General features: G+C 59.7%; 15 protein-coding genes. All 15 read right to left on the bottom strand.

All coding sequences use genetic code 11. The annotated features are described in order from the left end of the window. Positions 1-141 precede the first annotated feature (141 nt). The 15 genes from flhE to cheA all read right to left on the bottom strand — a co-directional run bounded on the left by flhE (position 142) and on the right by cheA (position 17,081). Positions 142-543 carry a flagellar protein FlhE gene (gene flhE, locus G6041_RS03090; RefSeq protein WP_007900770.1) on the bottom strand — a complete coding sequence of 134 codons (402 nt, stop codon included), beginning with the start codon at positions 541-543 and terminating at the stop codon, positions 142-144. After that, positions 543-2,621, bottom strand: a complete 2,079-nt coding sequence (gene flhA, locus G6041_RS03085; RefSeq protein ID WP_004387398.1) for a flagellar biosynthesis protein FlhA — start codon at positions 2,619-2,621, stop codon at positions 543-545. Before flhA ends, flhE begins: the two co-directional genes overlap by 1 nt. Beyond that, the gene (gene flhB / locus G6041_RS03080; RefSeq protein ID WP_041460470.1) at positions 2,614-3,762 is read right to left on the bottom strand and encodes a flagellar biosynthesis protein FlhB; all 1,149 of its coding nucleotides are present in this window, start codon (positions 3,760-3,762) and stop codon (positions 2,614-2,616) included. The genes flhA and flhB overlap by 8 nt, the downstream gene beginning before the upstream one ends. A 132-nt stretch (positions 3,763-3,894) precedes the next feature. Then, complete coding sequence (gene cheZ, locus G6041_RS03075) at positions 3,895-4,536, bottom strand: protein phosphatase CheZ (protein WP_004388327.1); 642 nt, start codon at positions 4,534-4,536, stop codon at positions 3,895-3,897. 10 nt (positions 4,537-4,546) lie between these two features. Then, entirely contained in the window at positions 4,547-4,936 is a 390-nt protein-coding gene (gene cheY / locus G6041_RS03070) for a chemotaxis response regulator CheY (protein WP_004388326.1), read from the bottom strand. Positions 4,937-4,953: 17 nt separating this feature from the next. Further along, complete coding sequence (locus G6041_RS03065) at positions 4,954-6,003, bottom strand: protein-glutamate methylesterase/protein-glutamine glutaminase (RefSeq protein ID WP_004388325.1); 1,050 nt, start codon at positions 6,001-6,003, stop codon at positions 4,954-4,956. Beyond that, positions 6,000-6,866, bottom strand: a complete 867-nt coding sequence (gene cheR, locus G6041_RS03060) for a protein-glutamate O-methyltransferase CheR (RefSeq protein ID WP_004388324.1) — start codon at positions 6,864-6,866, stop codon at positions 6,000-6,002. The genes G6041_RS03065 and cheR overlap by 4 nt, the downstream gene beginning before the upstream one ends. A 280-nt stretch (positions 6,867-7,146) precedes the next feature. Continuing rightward, positions 7,147-8,817 (bottom strand): methyl-accepting chemotaxis protein II, encoded by a 1,671-nt coding sequence (gene tar / locus G6041_RS03055; protein ID WP_012124444.1) that lies wholly within the window; start codon positions 8,815-8,817, stop codon positions 7,147-7,149. A gap of 96 nt (positions 8,818-8,913) precedes the next feature. Next, positions 8,914-9,867: a Csu type fimbrial protein gene (locus tag G6041_RS03050; RefSeq protein WP_084999257.1), complete on the bottom strand. Its 954-nt coding sequence runs from the start codon at positions 9,865-9,867 to the stop codon at positions 8,914-8,916. Further along, a complete protein-coding gene (locus G6041_RS03045; protein WP_084999260.1) occupies positions 9,864-12,254 on the bottom strand; it encodes a fimbria/pilus outer membrane usher protein in 2,391 nt (796 codons plus the stop codon). Before G6041_RS03045 ends, G6041_RS03050 begins: the two co-directional genes overlap by 4 nt. After that, positions 12,233-12,991 carry a fimbrial biogenesis chaperone gene (locus G6041_RS03040; protein ID WP_007850878.1) on the bottom strand — a complete coding sequence of 253 codons (759 nt, stop codon included), beginning with the start codon at positions 12,989-12,991 and terminating at the stop codon, positions 12,233-12,235. Before G6041_RS03040 ends, G6041_RS03045 begins: the two co-directional genes overlap by 22 nt. Positions 12,992-13,007: 16 nt before the next feature. Then, positions 13,008-13,517, bottom strand: coding sequence for a Csu type fimbrial protein (locus G6041_RS03035; RefSeq protein WP_007900802.1), 510 nt, complete (start codon positions 13,515-13,517; stop codon positions 13,008-13,010). A 62-nt stretch (positions 13,518-13,579) separates the two neighbouring features. Beyond that, positions 13,580-14,146, bottom strand: coding sequence for a Csu type fimbrial protein (locus tag G6041_RS03030; RefSeq protein WP_004384892.1), 567 nt, complete (start codon positions 14,144-14,146; stop codon positions 13,580-13,582). A gap of 396 nt (positions 14,147-14,542) precedes the next feature. Then, on the bottom strand, positions 14,543-15,046 hold the full coding sequence (gene cheW, locus G6041_RS03025; protein ID WP_004384891.1) for a chemotaxis protein CheW: 504 nt from the start codon (positions 15,044-15,046) through the stop codon (positions 14,543-14,545). A 28-nt stretch (positions 15,047-15,074) separates the two neighbouring features. Continuing rightward, complete coding sequence (gene cheA / locus G6041_RS03020; protein WP_012124441.1) at positions 15,075-17,081, bottom strand: chemotaxis protein CheA; 2,007 nt, start codon at positions 17,079-17,081, stop codon at positions 15,075-15,077. Positions 17,082-17,091: the final 10 nt, after the last annotated feature.

Raw genomic sequence — 17,091 nt, 5'->3', positions numbered from 1 at the left:
AGAGCGCCGCCACCGGCTTCACTGATTTATAAAACAGCGTTTCGAAGTGTTCAAAGCGGGAGTTCAGAACTGCGAGCCAGCCGCCAAAAATCGGGCGGCTGGAGAAGGGAAACGCGCGGCGGCGCGTGTTACAGAAGAGCGTTAACGATAATTGACGATGACCTGACTGCTGCGCACTTCCAGCGCCGGCCACAGCCTGCCGCCGCCCGGCACTTCAAAGATAAAGCGCAGCGGCTCGGCGGCGGAAACGTTGGTAAAGGCGCGCGTGGTGCCGGTCTGGTCGTCCACGTCCACACAGCGGGTCTGCGAGCAGAGCCGCGCCACCATGCCTGCGGGCGTCGGGCCTGCCAGCTCATAGCGCCAGACGACGACCGTCATCACGCCCTGCGGCGGCGGGGAATCCGGTGCCAGCAACGGTGACGAGGCCGCCATGCCGCGCTGGCTCACTACCGGCCCCATCGCGCTCGCCTGCCAGGCGCCCTCTCCTGCGGCGTTCGCCAGTACAGGCAGCGTCAGTAACGCCATTAACAAGCGCGCGCGCATTATTTACCTCCGATGCTGGACGTCATGCGGATATTGCGGTTATCGGACAGCTCAAGGTTCGAGAGCACCACCAGCTGCGGCAGATTGCGGCGCAGGAAACGCGCGAGCAGCGGACGCAACGCGTGGTTCACCAGCAGTACCGGCGGCGCGCCGAGCATCTCCTGGCGCGACAGCGCCTCTTGCGCCTGCTCAAGCAGACGGTCCGCAAGGCCAGGCTCCAGGCCACCGCCGCCCTGCAACGCCTGCAGCAGCAGACGCTCAAGCGACGTATCAAGCCCAATGACCTGCACTTCGTCGTTGCCAGGGAACCACTGCTGGGTAATCGCGCGGCCCAGCGCCACACGCACCACGGCGGTCAGTTCGTTTGGATCGTTCTGAACCGGCGCGTGCTCGGCAAGCGTTTCCAGAATGGTGCGCATATCGCGGATTGGCACTTTCTCGGCAAGCAGGTTTTGCAGCACTTTATGCAGCGTGGTGAGCGTCACGACGCCCGGCACCAGATCTTCTGTCAGTTTCGGCAGCTCTTTGCTCACGCGATCGAGAAGCTGCTGCGCTTCCTGACGGCCAAACAGCTCAGCGGAGTATTGCGCGATCAGATGGTTCAGGTGCGTTGCCACCACGGTGCTGGCCTCAACCACCGTAAAGCCCTGGATTTGCGCCTGCTCTTTCAGCGCGCTTTCAATCCAGATAGCGGCCAGACCAAACGCCGGATCGACCGTCGGCTCGCCCGGCAGAGAGCCTGCGGCGGTGCCGGGGTTAATCGCCAGCCAGCGGCCCGGATAGGCTTCACCGCTGCCGATTTCCACGCCTTTCATCAGAATGCGATAGCGGGCGGGCGGCAGATCCATGTTATCGCGGATATGAACCACCGGCGGCAGGAAGCCGAGATCCTGCGCGAATTTCTTACGGATACTGCGGATGCGGCCCAGCAGTTCGCCGTCCTGCTGCATATCCACCATCGGGATCAGGCGGTAGCCCACTTCCATCCCGAGCGAATCTTCCAGCTGCACGTCGTTCCAAGTCGCTTCCACGGCCTGCGGATTATCCTGCTGGATAACCGGCGCGGGCGCGGCTGGCGCCTGCTGTTCGCGGCCACGCATCCACCAGGCGAGACCCAGCAGCGCGGCGGTAAACAGCAGGAACACAAAGTTAGGCATCCCCGGTACCATACCGAGCAGGCCGAGGACGGCGGCACTCAGCACCATCACACGCGGGTTATTGAACAGCTGGCCGACCATCTGCTCGCCAACGTCCTGATCGGTGGCGACGCGGGTCACGATAACGCCCGCCGCGGTCGAAATCACCAGCGCCGGGATCTGGGCCACCAGGCCGTCACCGATGGTCAAAAGCGTATAGCTCTCCGCCGCCTGGCCGACCGGCATACCGTGCTGCACCACACCCACCAGCAGGCCGCCGATAATGTTGATAGCCATAATCAGCAGGCCCGCGACGGCGTCACCGCGCACGAACTTACTCGCACCGTCCATCGAGCCGTAAAAGTCGGCTTCCTGGGTCACTTCAGTACGACGTTTTTTCGCTTCCTCTTCACCGATAAGCCCGGCGTTAAGGTCGGCGTCGATAGCCATCTGTTTGCCTGGCATCCCGTCAAGGACAAAGCGCGCGCCCACTTCCGCGATACGCCCCGCCCCCTTGGTGATAACCATGAAGTTAATGATGACGAGAATGATGAACACCACGATACCGATGGCGAAGTTGCCGCCGACCAGGAAGTGGCCGAACGCCTCCACCACTTTCCCCGCCGCCGCCGCACCCGTGTGGCCGTCCATCAGAATGATACGCGTGGACGCAATGTTCAGCGCCAGACGCAGCAACGTGGTAAACAGCAGAATGGTCGGGAACGCCGCGAACTCCAGCGTGCGCTGGGTGAACATCGCCACCAGCAGCACCATAATGGAAAGCGCGATGTTAAAGGTGAACAGCAAATCCAGGATGAAGGCCGGTAATGGCAGCACCATCATCGACAGGATCATCAGGATAATAACCGGCCCGGCGAGTATCTGCCATTGGGTCGATTTCAAATTGCCAGGCAGGCGCAGCATTGCCACCAGATTAGCCATCAGTGTCCTTCTCGTTCAAAAAATCCAGCGCCTCAGGCACCGGAAGGTTTTCAGGTTTCTTCGGAATCAAGCCGCCAGCCAGACGCCAGCGCTTGAGTTGCCATACCCATGCCAGCACTTCCGCGACGGCAGCGTAAAGCTGTCCTGGGATCTGCTGACCGATTTCCGCGTGCCGGTATAACGCGCGCGCCAGCGGCGGCGCTTCCAGCATCGGAATTCGATGTTCATTACCAATTTCGCGAATACGCAGCGCCACCAGCCCTGCGCCTTTGGCCACCACTTTCGGGGCGCTCATCTTGTTCTCGTCATACTGCAACGCTACCGAGTAGTGCGTCGGGTTGTTGACGATAACGTCGGCTTTCGGTATGTCCGCCATCATGCGGCGACGGGCGGCTTCGCGCTGCTGCTGGCGAATGCGCCCTTTCACGTGCGGATCGCCTTCCTGGTTCTTGAATTCATCGCGAATATCCTGGCGCGACATGCGTAATTTTTTTGTGTGGCTGACTATCTGCCAGAACACGTCAAAGCCCACCATCGGCACCAGGCCCATCACGATAAGAATGCAGCACAGCGCGACCAGATTCAGGGCGTTGCGCATGGCGGCTATCGGCGATTCGCTGATAAGACGCATAATGTCTGGCCAGTTGTACCAGAGGAAAACCCCGGTCACGATGCCCACCAGGACCGACTTCAGAATGGCTTTCAGCAACTCCGCCAGCGACTGCGATGAAAAAATGCGTTTGATGCCCGGCAACGGGTTCAGTTTTTCTGGCTTAAACGCCACCGCTTTCGGGTTAAACAGCAGGCCACCTAACAGCATCGGGGCAAACAGCGCCACAATCACCACGCCCATAATCAGCGGAACCAGCGCCATCAGCGCCTGCTTTATCAAAAAACTGATCTGCCCGACCACAAGTTTAGGGTCGTTAATAATGCTGTGATCGAAATGGAGGCCGTGAGAGAGCATGGCCGCCAGCTGACGTGCCAGCAGCGAACCACCGACCCAAATCACCGCGACGCCGACCAGCAGCATCAGCATGGAGGTCAGTTCACGGGAACGGGGGATCTGCCCTTCTTCTCGCGCCTTTTCTCGTCGGTGGGGTGTGGGGGCTTCTGTTTTGTCGTCGCTATCGTCTGACACGATTCGATTCTCGCAGCTACTATTACGCAGCTAGCATGCCAGAGGCGGGAAAAGCTAATGGGAAGAGAAAAGCGCAAAACCGGTGGTTGTTTCGCGCTTTACTGCCCTCCCCGAAGGGAGGGTTAGCGGGGATCAGAACCCCAGGCTGTCGAGCAGGTCGTCGACCTGATCCTGGCTTGCCACGACGCCTGCGGCGGTGGCGTCCAGCTGCGGGCCGTTGAGCAGGCTGTCGTTCGGGCGCTTGGCGCGCGCGTTCGGCTCCGGCATGTTCTCCAGCAGCACCATCAGAAGCTGGCGCTCAATCTCCTGGATAACATCCATCATGCGCTTGATCACCTGACCGGTCAGATCCTGGAAATCCTGTGCCATCATGATTTCCAGAAGCTGGGCGTTGGTGAAGCTCGTATGGTCCGGCACCTCGGCCAGATACTGGCGGGTGTCGGTCACGAGTTCGCGCGCGTCGCTCAGTTCGATAGGGTTCTCAAACCACTCGTCCCAGCGGCCGCTTAACGCTTTCGCGTCGCTTTCCAGTTTGTTCTGGTGAGGCTGCGAAGCCTCGACGCAGTTCAGGGCGCGTTCGGCGGCCTGCGCTGTCATCTGCACCACGTAATCCAGACGGTCGCGCGCGTCCGGGATAGCTTCCGCCGCTTCCGCAATCGCCTGATCAAGCCCCAGCTCGCGCAGACTGTCACGCAGCATGCGGGTAAGACTGCCGATACGGACAATAATGTCGCCAGTCGAATGCTCGTCAGTCGGTTTTATCGATGCCGTCATCTGCCTGTCCTCACATGCCGAGTTTTTCGAAAATCTTGCTCAGTTTTTCTTCAAGCGTCGCCGCCGTGAACGGTTTCACCACGTAGCCGCTGGCGCCTGCCTGCGCTGCCGCGATGATGTTCTCTTTCTTGGCTTCCGCCGTCACCATCAGTACCGGCATGGACGCCATAGCACCGTCGGCGCGAATGGTTTTGAGCAGCTCAAGACCATCCATGTTGGGCATGTTCCAGTCGGAAATCACGAAACCGAAACCACCGGTCTGCAGTTTGTTGAGGGCATCCACACCATCTTCCGCTTCTTCTACGTTGTTAAAACCCAGCTCTTTGAGCAGGTTACGTACAATGCGGCGCATGGTGGAGAAATCATCCACAACCAGAAACTTGAGATCTTTATCCGCCATAAAAACTGTACTCCTCGTTAAATACGTATTGCCTGTCCGGCACTGATTTTCGCCAGCATCTGCTGGCTGACCTGGCTTAGATCGACGACTTCGCTGACGCCACCCATATTGATGGCCTCACGCGGCATGCCGAACACCACACAACTCGCTTCGTTTTGGGCGATGGTCCAGGCGCCCGCCTGGTGCATCGCCAGCATTCCCGCCGCGCCATCGTTGCCCATCCCGGTGAGGATCACGCCCACCGCGTTGCGCCCCGCATGTTTGGCTACGGAGTGAAACAACACATCCACGGCCGGACGGTGCCGGTTAACCGGCGGCCCGTCGTGGATTTTTATCTGGTAGTTAGCGCCGCTGCGCGCGAGCTCCATATGCTTATCGCCTGGCGCGATATAGGCATGGCCCGGCAGCACGCGCTCGCCGTCTTCGGCTTCTTTCACGCTAATCTGGCACAGCTTGTTCAGTCGCTCGGCGAAAGAACGGGTAAATCCAGGCGGCATGTGCTGGGTAATCAGTACCGCCGGGCTTGAGAGCGGCAGCGGCTGGAGCACATGGCGAATCGCTTCGGTGCCGCCCGTGGAGGCACCAATGGCAATCAGTTTTTCCGAACTCAACAGCGGGCCTGCTTTCAGCGTTTTCGGCACCGCGTCCGGCAGGCGGGCGGAAATCCGCGCACGCGAGGCGGTACGCACTTTATCGGCAATCAGTTCGCTGTACGCCAGCATCCCTTCACGAATGCCAAGCTGCGGCTTGGTCACGAAATCCACCGCGCCCAGCTCCAGCGCGCGCAGCGTCACTTCAGAGCCTTTTCCCGTCAGCGAAGAGACCATGACCACCGGCATCGGACGCAGACGCATCAGTTTTTCCAGGAAATCGAGGCCATCCATGCGCGGCATTTCAACATCCAGCGTTAAGACATCCGGGTTGAACTGCTTAATCAGATCGCGCGCCACCAGCGGGTCCGGCGCCGTCGCCACCATCTCCATATCGCTGTGGCTGTTGATAATTTCGGTCATGATTTGACGCATCAGCGCCGAATCATCTACTGACAACACTCTGATTTTACTCATTCTTTTTCCTTACTCAGGGCATACACCGTCTGACCGCGCAGCGAGAACTCCCGACTGAGGTTACTGAAGTTTTCCGAGTGGCCTGCAAACAGCAGACCGCCTGGCTTCAGCAGCGGAACAAAGCGTTTGAGGATCTCCTGCTGTGTTTCTTTATCGAAATAAATCATCACGTTGCGGCAGAAAATCGCGTCAAATGGCCCCGGTACGTTGTACTGCTTATCAAGCAGGTTCAGCGAGGCGAACTCAATCTGGTTCGCCAGTTCGTTACGCACGCGCACCAGCCCCTGGTGAGGCCCAGTGCCGCGCATAAAATAGCGTTGCATCTGCTGCGGCGAGAGGGTTTTCAGCTCCTCCTGCCGGTAAATTCCGCTCTGTGCTTTTTGCAGCACTTCGGTATCGATATCCGTGCCGTAGACTTTCCAGCGGCCAGGCGCGGTGCCGAGCGTATCGGCAAGCGTAATGGCGATGGAGTAAGGCTCCTCGCCCGTCGACGCCGCGGCGCTCCAGACGCGGTACTCGCCCGAACGCTTACGCGCGTGCTCCGCCAGCACCGGGAAGTGGTGCGCCTCGCGGAAAAACGCCGTCAGGTTGGTGGTCAGCGAGTTGATAAACGCCTGCCACTCGGCGCTGTTGGCATTGGCCTCCAGCATGCTGAGATAGCGTCCAAAATCATCCAGCCCAAGCGTGCGCAGACGTCGAACCAGACGGTTGTAGACCATGTCCCGCTTATGTTCAGCCAGCACGATCCCGGCGCGCTGGTATATCAATTGACATATCCGACGGAAGTGGGTGTCGGACAGCGCGAGGCGCTGTGTCATCTGTACTAATAATGACGTTTGCCCAGCAGGCATGGATGATGTCATGTTGCCTTCTTCTTCACAGTCAGAGTGTTACTGGCACCACTCAGGGTGGTGCGGCCATCTTGTTACGCTTACAAAAGCCGTGTTCAAGGTTTAAGACTGAAACTTTTTTCTTTTCAGACGCGCCGTGGAGCACGCATCCGATTCTGTTCGTTTGCATGGACGAGCTGTGCAGTACGTCCCATGCTTTCGCGTCGCGCGCTTTTTCCCAAAAACCTTCCGACAGCGTTTTCCTTTGGTACAACATGCCTGCTTCCTTAGCCGGTCATACGCCGGAATCTGTTCAGAATGTTTCCCAGTTATCCTGGCTTGCAACGGCCGGTTGACTTGCCGCTACGGGCGTCAGGCTGGCGCTCACCGGCGCGGCCGTCTGGACGCTGCGCGGGGCGCTGGCACGCGATGCCGCGAGACGGAAGGCGGCGACCGCCTGCGACAGGCGGCTTGCCTGGTCTTCCAGCGCGCTCGCGGCAGCGGCGGACTGCTGCACCAGCGAGGCGTTTTGCTGCGTCACGCGATCCATTTCGGAGACCGCCAGCGCCACCTGATCGATGCCGCGGCTCTGTTCATCGGACGCAGAGGCTATCTCGCCCATAATGTCGGTGACGCGCGTGACTGCCCCGACAATCTCCTGCATCGTTTCGCCCGCGCTTTCTACCAGCACGGAGCCGGAATCGACGCGCGAAACGGAATCTTCAATCAGCGCCTTAATCTCTTTGGCCGCCTGAGCGCTGCGGCTTGCGAGGTTGCGCACTTCGCCTGCCACCACCGCGAACCCGCGGCCCTGCTCCCCTGCCCGCGCCGCTTCCACGGCGGCGTTCAGCGCCAGAATGTTGGTCTGGAAGGCGATGCCATCAATGACGCTGGTAATGTCTGAAATCTTTTTCGAGCTGGCGGCGATGTCATGCATGGTGTTAACCACGCCATCCACCACTTTGCCGCCGCGCTGCGCGGTTTCCGACGCACTCAGAGCCAGCTGTGATGCCTGACGGGCGTTTTCGGCGTTCTGTTTCACCGTCGCGGTCAGTTCTTCCATGCTGGCAGCGGTCTGCTCCAGCGCGGACGCCTGCTCTTCGGTACGTGAAGAGAGATCGGTATTACCCGCGGCGATTTCGCTGGTGCCGCTGTAAATCGCATCGGTGCCTTCACGCACGGTGCTTACCGTCTGGATCAGCGCCTGTTGCATATGCTGAACGCTCGCGGAAAGCTCCGTCATCTCGTTACGCCCGGTAACCGTAATGGTTTCGGTCAGGTTGCCGCCCGCAATCTCGCGAATATGGTGGATAACCCCTGCCAGCGGTTTGAGCAGAACGTGACGGATGCCGTACCACACCAGCGCGATAACCAGCACCACCAGAACCGCCAGAATGCCGGTCTGCCACTGGGCCACACGGAAATCGCTGCGGCTCTCGTCCCAGGCCTGCTGTGCCAGACGCACGTTGACGTCGTCATAGCGCATAACGGCTTTTTCCAGCGCGTTCTGTTTGCCCTGCGTCGCCTGCGCGAAGTAGGCGTCCATGTTGCCGGTTTCCAGGTACTGCACCAGTTCGCTCAGCGCCTGGTAGTAATCGCGATAGCTCTGCTCGACGTCGCCCGCGGCGGCGTTAATCTCCGGTACATCCACCGTCACGGCTTTAAAGGCGTTAAAGTGGGTATCCGCTTCAGCCAGCACTTTTTTCGCCGTGTTGAGCAGATCGGTTTTCGCGCTGCTCTGCTGGTTGTTCGCATTCATCATCATCCGCGCCGCTGAGCGGCTTAAGTTGATGCGGGTCTGCAGCAGCAGGTTCCACGACTGGTTGAGCTGCGCCTGTTGCAGTCGCAACTGGTGCGACGCGGCGAAACTTTGCTGGTTTTCATTCAGTGACGAAAAAAACATCCCACCGGAAATGAATTGCAGCAGTGCGAAGACCACCAGCACCATCATCAACAGTGAGACAACGCGGATACGATTCAACATGCGACACCTTCCTTCTGGTTCCTGAAGGGGTTATCGGCATGGCCTGGGGGAACTTTATCGTTGTGTAAAGGAAATTTGCGTTAGTCGGCGGCGGACTCAGAACGCCACGTCCACCACCAGCGTATCGGTGTAACTGCCTGCGGGCGGCGTGTTCTGGGTCGCAAGGATACGCGCCGTGTATTGATAGGATTTCAGCCGGCCATCGCTGCTGACCTGCGTGGGCGTGTCGCTGGCCCAGCGCTCGGTGCCGCTGACGCCCCAGCGGTTCGCGGTGCTGCCTTTATAAATCTCATAGCTGAGACGGTTGGTCCCGCTCGCCATATTGCGCACGCTGCCTACGGCATAGTTGCCGTTATTGATGCCAACGGTATAGGTGCTGCCTTTGGTGCAGGTGATGGCGATAGTTTGCGAGACTGGCGCGAAGTCTTTCACCAGCGGCGCGCTGGCGAAATTCAGATTCGGCGCGGTGATCGTACTGCAATCGTTGGTGACGGTGAGCGTCACCAGGCTTGTGAAGGTTGACGTGCCGTTCTGCGGCGTCAGGCAGACCGCAATACCGACCGCGCAGATGCTGTAGTTCACGCTGAAATTGAGCGTCACCTGATAGGCACCCGCCGCGACGTTCTGCCCTTGTAACGTGCGGATATAGATCGGGAAGGTGTAACGTTTACTGGTTAAGAGATTCAGAAGCGACTGCCCGGTCCAGCGGTAGCTGCCGTTAATGGCAAGCTCACTGCCGGACGGGCAGCCGCTCTGGGCGCAAACCTGAACGGGAATGCGGTCGGTGGTATCACCGCTACGCCCGAGCGTGGCGCGGGTGCCGGCGGTTGTGGTGGCACCGGTCAGCGTCAGGGTCACGAAGTCATTATTGAGCACGTTCAACACCGAGTCGCAGTCCAGCGTCAGCGTCGCCGTCGTGGTCTGGACGGTGCTGTTAATCACAAATGACGTCTGGCTGCCGTAGGCCGCGCCGGTGCCGCTGACGCGACAATCCGCCAGCGCAGGCAGGCTTGCCACAACAAGGAGAATCATCAGCAGCAGACGAATCATGGCGTACCCTCGCGACAAATGAGCGGACCATAGGTTTCCAGACGATGCGAGCGTGACGAGCTCACCGTCAGCGTGACGCGGCAAGTGCTGCCATCGGGTTTTGTGACGCGCAGCGGATTCACCCCGCCAATATCCTCAAGCCAGGCGATACCGTCGTACCCCACCACCGCAGTGGGGCGATCATCACGAAACACCTGGCTTGATACCGGCAGCGGCTGGTCGTTTTCGTCATGCAAAATTACGCTCGCCACCCGCTCCTGCTCCATCGGGAAGGTCACCAGATAACCGCTGTTACGCCGCAGCGCGATGCGCCGTTCGGTATCACGGATGCGGGTATCGGCAGGCAGATTCAGCGCGTCGATGCTGTAGGTGGCCGGGTAATAGGACGTTACGCCGCTGACCAGCAGATAGCCTTCCTCGTCGGTCTCCCCGACCGGCTGGTTTTCAAAGTTCACCGTTACACCCGGCTGGCCGTCAGTGCTGACCACCGCGAAGGCGTCGTTGATCTGGTTTGCCGCAAACAGTTCACCGTCCATCGTCACCACAGACCCGGTGGCCTCGGCCCAGCGCGTGAGGTTTTTCGTCTGGCCGTAGATCCCGCCCTGCGTCTCAATGTGGTTGTTGCGCCAGCCGAGCGTCACCTGCTGATAGTTGTCATCGCGCGACTGCCTGGCGTAAGCGAGGTTCCAGCTGAATCCGCCGTCGCTTGGCATCGCCTGGTTGAAGTTAACGCGCTGGGTTGAGCCGCTCTCCGGCGTGGTCTCGGCACTGAGCGCCACCGAGCTCTGCTCGCCGAGCGGGATTTGCAGCGAGAGCGCGAACGTCCAGTCGCGCTCTTCATAATCGTGGCTCGCGGCCAGATAAAGGCTGCTATTCCACAGCGTTTTATTCCACGAGAGGTTCAGCAGCCGGGTGTGGTCGCGGTTAAAGGACTGCACGTCAATCCAGGCCGCGCCGACGCTGCCCGCCGCGCCCATATTAAGCGTCAGCGCATACTGGGCGCTGGAGCGGCTTAAGGTGATGATAGGCTCCTGATACTGATCGTAGCGCACGGGCTGATCGTAGAGCGCCAGGTTGCCGAACCCGCGCGTGCGGCGGGTCTGCTGGGTAGAGATGCTGAAACCCGCCGTGTTGTACTGATAGCCCCAGTTCCACTGCTGGCCGCTGTAATCGCGCATCTTGCTCCAGCTTCCCGCGCCGTTGATCACACCGAAGCGGCCGAGCTTCACCAGCGACCCGACGCCGCCGAGCTTAAGCTTTTCCGCCGCTTCGCCGTGGGTTTCCAGCGTCCAGAAATCCGTCACCCCGTAGCGCCAGGAGCCGCTTGCCGCCGCCGGACCGTAATCGAAATTTTTCACGCCGTAGTTGCGGCGAAGCGCGCCCGCGCTGAACGAGCCATCGCTTAAGCCTGGTTTCAGCAGCTCGCTTGCCACGTAAAACGGCAGCGTAGTGGAGACCTGGCGGCCCAGGGCGTCGGTGGTGACCAGCACCGCGTCACCCGAGCCGTTAATATAAGGCAGATTGGTGAGCGTAAAGGGGCCAGGGGCGAGATCGGTCGAGCCGGAGCGGTAGCCGTTGATAAACACGTCTACCGTGGTGGGCACCGCCGCCTCGCCGGAGAACGCGGGCAGTGGATAGGTGATGAGATCGGGACGCAGCGAGAAGTCGCGACCGACCGAAATGCCGCCCATGCGCACGCTGTTGCTCCAGCTCAGGCTGTCGCTGATAACATCGCCCAGCGACCAGCTCCAGGCGCTGTCATCGTTGGTGCTGTTAAACACGGTGTCGTAGCGCATATAGCCTTCATCCTGCCCCGGATAACCGCGGAACACTTCCCGTAACGCCCCGGTCGTGGAAAACGAGGCCGCATTGCCAAACAGACGCATCTCGTGCCATAGCGACGCCTGACGCAAACCGTGATTGGTGTCGCTGGCGTAAAAATCATAATTGAGCACCGCCCCGTTGCTGGCGCGCGGGCGCACCCGTCGCTCCTGTTCGCCGAGCGCCACGGTGCGCGCGGGCACCCAGTCGGTCGGTACCGTCAGCAACAAACGCTGACCCGTGCTGTCGTAGCGGCTTTTCACCTGCGGAAGCGCATCAACGTTAACCTCGCCCTGCGGGAGTTTATCGCCCGGCAGCCCGGCGCGCTGCAAATCGGCCGACGAGACCCACATCGCGCCGCCGCGCCGCGTTACCGGCACCACCAGCCCTGTATCGTAATAGTTGACCACCAGCGACAGATGAAACACCGCCTGGCGGTCAATGGCCTGCGCGTCCGGCGGCGGCGGCAGCGCGTCGTCGCCTTCCAGCGCATAAACGGCGGGAGAGACGACACACAGCAGGCTGATTATCCCCCCCCGACGACTCACCGGGCGGCGGCCTGCCATGTCCCCTCGCGGGCGTTGACGGAGGCGCTAAGCTGCGTCGGCTGCGACACGCCCGCTGGCAGCGGAAAGATGCGCGTCTGGCCTGGCAACACATAACCCAGCAATCCTTCCGCCAGCACGCGGGATTTGCCGCCCTGCTGTACCGTCACTTTGCTGATGCGCGCGTGGATCTGATCCCGGTTGGCAATTTCAATCGCGGGCTGGCCGTTATCTCTGACGACCCGCCAGGAAAGATTTTCCGGCTGTAAATAAGCGTGATGCGTGCCCGCACGCTCGGTGGCGACGCCCTGGCCGTACGCGAAAAGCGGAATCGAATAGCGCATTTGCAGTTTCAGGCCGAGCTGCGGTTTGCCAGGCTCGGTGGGCTGCGGGATCTCATCCACCACGATACGGTACGCCTGCTCGACGCCCGTCGGGATCTGCGCCTGGCTTATCAGGCGGATGAGCTGCTTTTTACCGCCGTCGATACGTACAATCGGTGGGCTTGCCACCACATCCTGCTGCTGCTGGTAGCGCTCGTTGCCGCCCTCCTGCCGCCAGCGCACAATGCGCACCTGCATGGTCATCGGCGTGGCGCCCTGATTCTGAATCCACAACTCCGCCGCGTTGTCGCCGGGCGCGAGGTAAGGATCGATGGGCCAGATAAGCATATTGCCGGCCGACCAGGCGCTGCCTGTGGTCAGCCAAAACGCGGCGGCCAGTCCGAGCCGCCTGAGAGACGTTGCGCACTGCATCATGTCTGCTCTCCCTGTATCACCATGATAATGTCACCGTCAGCGTGTCGGTATAGCTGCCGGCGGGGCTAAAGCCCGTGAGCTGCGCTGCGCCAAAGAGAGGCAGCGAAATGTTATTGCTGTTGCTGTAGGCGATGGAAACCGCCTGGTTGACGCCGATTTCACTCGCCGCATTGAGCGAGCTCGACGTATAGAGACGATACGGCACCCGTTCGGTACCGCCGCCGCGCACCATGTTGCGCACCGATGAGCCGTAGTTCTGGCCGCCGTTGATGCTCATGCTGAGCGCCACGCCTGGCGTACAGGCGAGCAATAACGAGGAAGACGGCACAAAACTGGTGCTGACGCGCGTGCTTTCGACGCCGGTATGGGTGCCGAAGTTGAGCGATCCCATGACGCCGCCCGTGCCGGTCGTGACCGAACACCCGGCGGCGACAGTGGCGCTTACCTGAAACGACTGCGTCGTGACGGCCTGCGCGTTGCCGCTCACCGCTAACAGGCCAGCCGTCCCCCACAGAATGCGCCGCACAGCGCTCCCCAGGGGCAACCGCTGACGGTTGCCCTTCATCCTCATCGCGGCCCTGCTGACGCTTAGTAGGTGACGCTGACGTTAATGGTGTCGGTGTAGGTGCCCGGTACGACGGTCACGCTGTTACCGCCGCCCTGAATACGGCCATAGATGGTGTAGTTACTCACGCCACCGGTCGTCGACGCGGCCGGAATGGAGGCGTTGTTCGCGATCACGTTCTGGAAGGCGCTGTCGCTGTAGAGGCTGTACGCCACGCCCTGCGCGGTGTTTGTGGTATTGACCAGATAACGCCCCGGCGTGCCCGGCGTGCCAACAACGGTACCCGGCGCCTGGTTGGTACTGCCTGTTATCTGCACGGTGTATTCCGGCGTGGTGCACTGAATGGAGAAGGTGTTGCCGCCGCCCGCGCCCGTTAACTGGGTGGTCAGCGTGGAGAATGTCGCCGGGCTGGTCCCGAAGTTCAGCGTACCGAAGTTGATCCCGTTCTGGCTTGGGGAGCCGTTGATCAGGCAACCATTAGTCAGCGTTAAGGTTGCGCCGATGGTCCCGCTGCTGGTGACCGCATAACTTGCCGGCGCGCTCAGCATGACACCGGCACCGAAGATAACCGCTAACAGACGTGTTTTCATCGTGGATCCCCTCAAACTCAAAACGGAAGTGACGCGCTGGCAGGCCGGGCAAGTGGCCTTAGCCATAAAGCGCAGCGCGTCAGACGAGACGCTAATCTGAAATTTAGTTTATGTTTCAAAACATCACAGAAGTTGTTAAAAACATCAACGAGGCGTCCGAGGAGAAGGGAAAAACCTTTTATTACAGTGATTTAGATTTTATTGAACGTTTCAGAATGTAAACGGTAAATGATATATTAATTGGTATGTGATTTACGTCACATTATAAGCCCCCCTGCTTAGCGGGTAGTGCGGCTCTTTTCTCTGTCGGTGCGATGTCGTCAGGCTCCTCCTTCGCCTGTGAACAGGCGAAAAAAAGGGGCGCTTTCGCGCCCCGTGCCACTGCTTTTCTTGTTGTCACGCCACGCGGGCGGTTGCGCTGTCAATCAGCTCCATCTCTTCGCTGTTGAGCAGCTTCTCAATGTGTACCAGAATCAGCATGCGTTCGCCAATAGCGCCGAGGCCTGTCAGGTATTCTGTGGAGAGCGTCACAGCGAATTCCGGCGCCGGGCGGATCTGCTCGGCCGTGAGAGACAGCACGTCAGAGACGCCATCCACCACGATGCCGACCACGCGCTGGCCGAAGTTCAGTACGATAACCACGGTGTTTTCATTATATTCCACATCGCCCTGCTCAAACTTCACGCGCAGGTCAACGATAGGCACGATAACACCGCGCAGGTTGGTGACACCTTTAATGAAAGACGGCGTGTTGGCGATACGGGTTACCTGATCGTAACCGCGGATCTCCTGCACTTTCAGAATATCGATACCATATTCTTCGTCGCCCAGGGTGAATACCAGGAACTCCTGGCCAGACGGCTCGCCGGCCAGTTTAGTGACGTTGCTCATACCGGTCATATTACTTACCTTTTCTACGATAGTGGCTTCAGGCGGCGGTCGGCGCCAGACGTTGCTCACGGTTTAAACTTTGCAGCGCGGATACATCAACAATCAGCGCCACGCTACCATCGCCCAGGATCGTGGCGGCCGAAATACCCGGCACCTTGCGATAGTTACTCTCAAGGTTTTTCACGACGACCTGGTGCTGACCAATCAGCTGATCGACCAGCAGTGCATAACGGCGACCGGCGCTTTGCAGGATAACGACAATGCCCTGCGTCGCTTCGGTTTTCGCCCCTTGCACATCAAAGACTTTCCACAACTCCACCAGCGGCAGATATTCGCCACGCACTTCCAGTACGCGCTCGCCGCCTGCCAGCGGATGCAGATCTTCTTCACGCGGCTGCAGCGACTCCATGACCGCGTTCAACGGCAGAATAAAGACTTCTTCGTTTACCTTAACCGACATGCCATCGAGGATAGCCAGCGTCAGCGGCAGCAGGATACGAATCGTCGTGCCCTGGCCCTGACGGGAGGCGATTTCAACATGGCCGCCCATCTCCTGAATGTTACGTTTCACCACGTCCATGCCGACGCCGCGACCGGAAACATCGGTCACCTGCTCTGCCGTGGAGAAGCCTGGCGCGAAGATGAGCATGCCCACTTCGTCATCGGTCATGCTTTCACTGACGGCCATGCCCTGAGACATCGCTTTCGCAAGGATACGCTCGCGGTTGAGGCCAGCGCCGTCGTCGGTCACTTCAATGCAAATGTTGCCGCCCTGATGTTCTGCGGAGAGGATCAGGTTGCCCACCGGGGATTTACCCGCAGCGGCGCGTTTTTCCGGCGATTCGATACCGTGGTCGAGGCTGTTACGCACCAGGTGCGTTAACGGGTCGATAATGCGTTCAATCAGGCTCTTGTCGAGTTCGGTGGAGCTGCCCTGCAGGGTCAATTCAACCTGCTTGCCAAGTTTGCTCGCCAGATCGCGCACCAGACGCGGGAAGCGGCTGAAGACGTATTCCATTGGCATCATACGGATGGACATCACCGATTCCTGCAGATCGCGGGCGTTACGTTGTAACTGACTCATGCTGGTGATCAGGTCGCCGTGGGTGACCGGGTCAAGCTCATTGGAGCGCTGCTGGAGCATCGACTGGGTAATAACCAGCTCGCCCACCAGGTTTATCAGCTGGTCAACTTTCTCCACCGCTACACGAATACTGGTGTTTTCTTTTTCGCGGGCCGGTTTGTTCTGCTCGGCGCGTGGGGCGCTGGCGGCAGGCGCTTTCGTGACCGGTGCGGCGACCACAGGCGCAGGCGCGGCTTCAACCACTGGCGCGGCCGCGACAGCAGGCGCTTCATCAGCGGCAGGCAGCGGCAGGAACTCAATCTGATCGCCTTCGATGACAAAGCAGAGCACCGCGGTGATGTCATCTGCGCTGGCGCTGGTTTCAAGAGTGGCGATCAGGTGATCGGCGCCCTTTTCAATCTGGCTTAAGGCGCCGAGATTACCGAGCTCTTCCTGCAGGAGTTCGATTTCATTGCCTTTGAGTTTGCCAAGCTTTATGCGCAGCTTGCCGCCATCCGTGGGTGCACTGGCCGCAGGTGCCGCGGTTTCTGTTTCAACAACAGAGAGTTTCGCCGCCGCCGCAGGCGCTTCGCCTTTGGCTTCGAGCGCCAGTTGGCGCAGTGCCTGACAGATGTATTCAAAGCTGGCTGCGTCCGGCTCCGAAGAGCTTTTATAAGCGTCAAGCTGTTCCTGCATAATATCTTTGGTTTCCAAAAACAGGTTGATAATGTCGGTGTTGAGTTGCATTTCACCCCGACGTGCTTCATCCAGCAGGTTTTCCATCAGATGGGTGGTTTCCTGCAGGATGGTGAAGCCAAAGGTCCCCGCGCCACCCTTGATAGAGTGCGCGGCGCGGAATATGGCATTTAGCTGTTCGGCATCGGGCGCTTCGGGCACCAGATCGAGCAAATGCTGCTCCATGTCAGCCAACAGTTCGTCAGCCTCATCGAAAAATGTCTGATAAAAATCGCTAATATCCATACTCACGCTA

Origin of the sequence: Cronobacter sp. HA18003, from assembly GCF_011605905.1 — a bacterium.
GTDB classification, from domain to species: Bacteria; Pseudomonadota; Gammaproteobacteria; order Enterobacterales; family Enterobacteriaceae; genus Cronobacter; species Cronobacter sakazakii.
The sequence above is the reverse complement of the archived record's forward strand: the minus strand, read 5'-3'. Positions and strand labels throughout refer to the sequence as shown.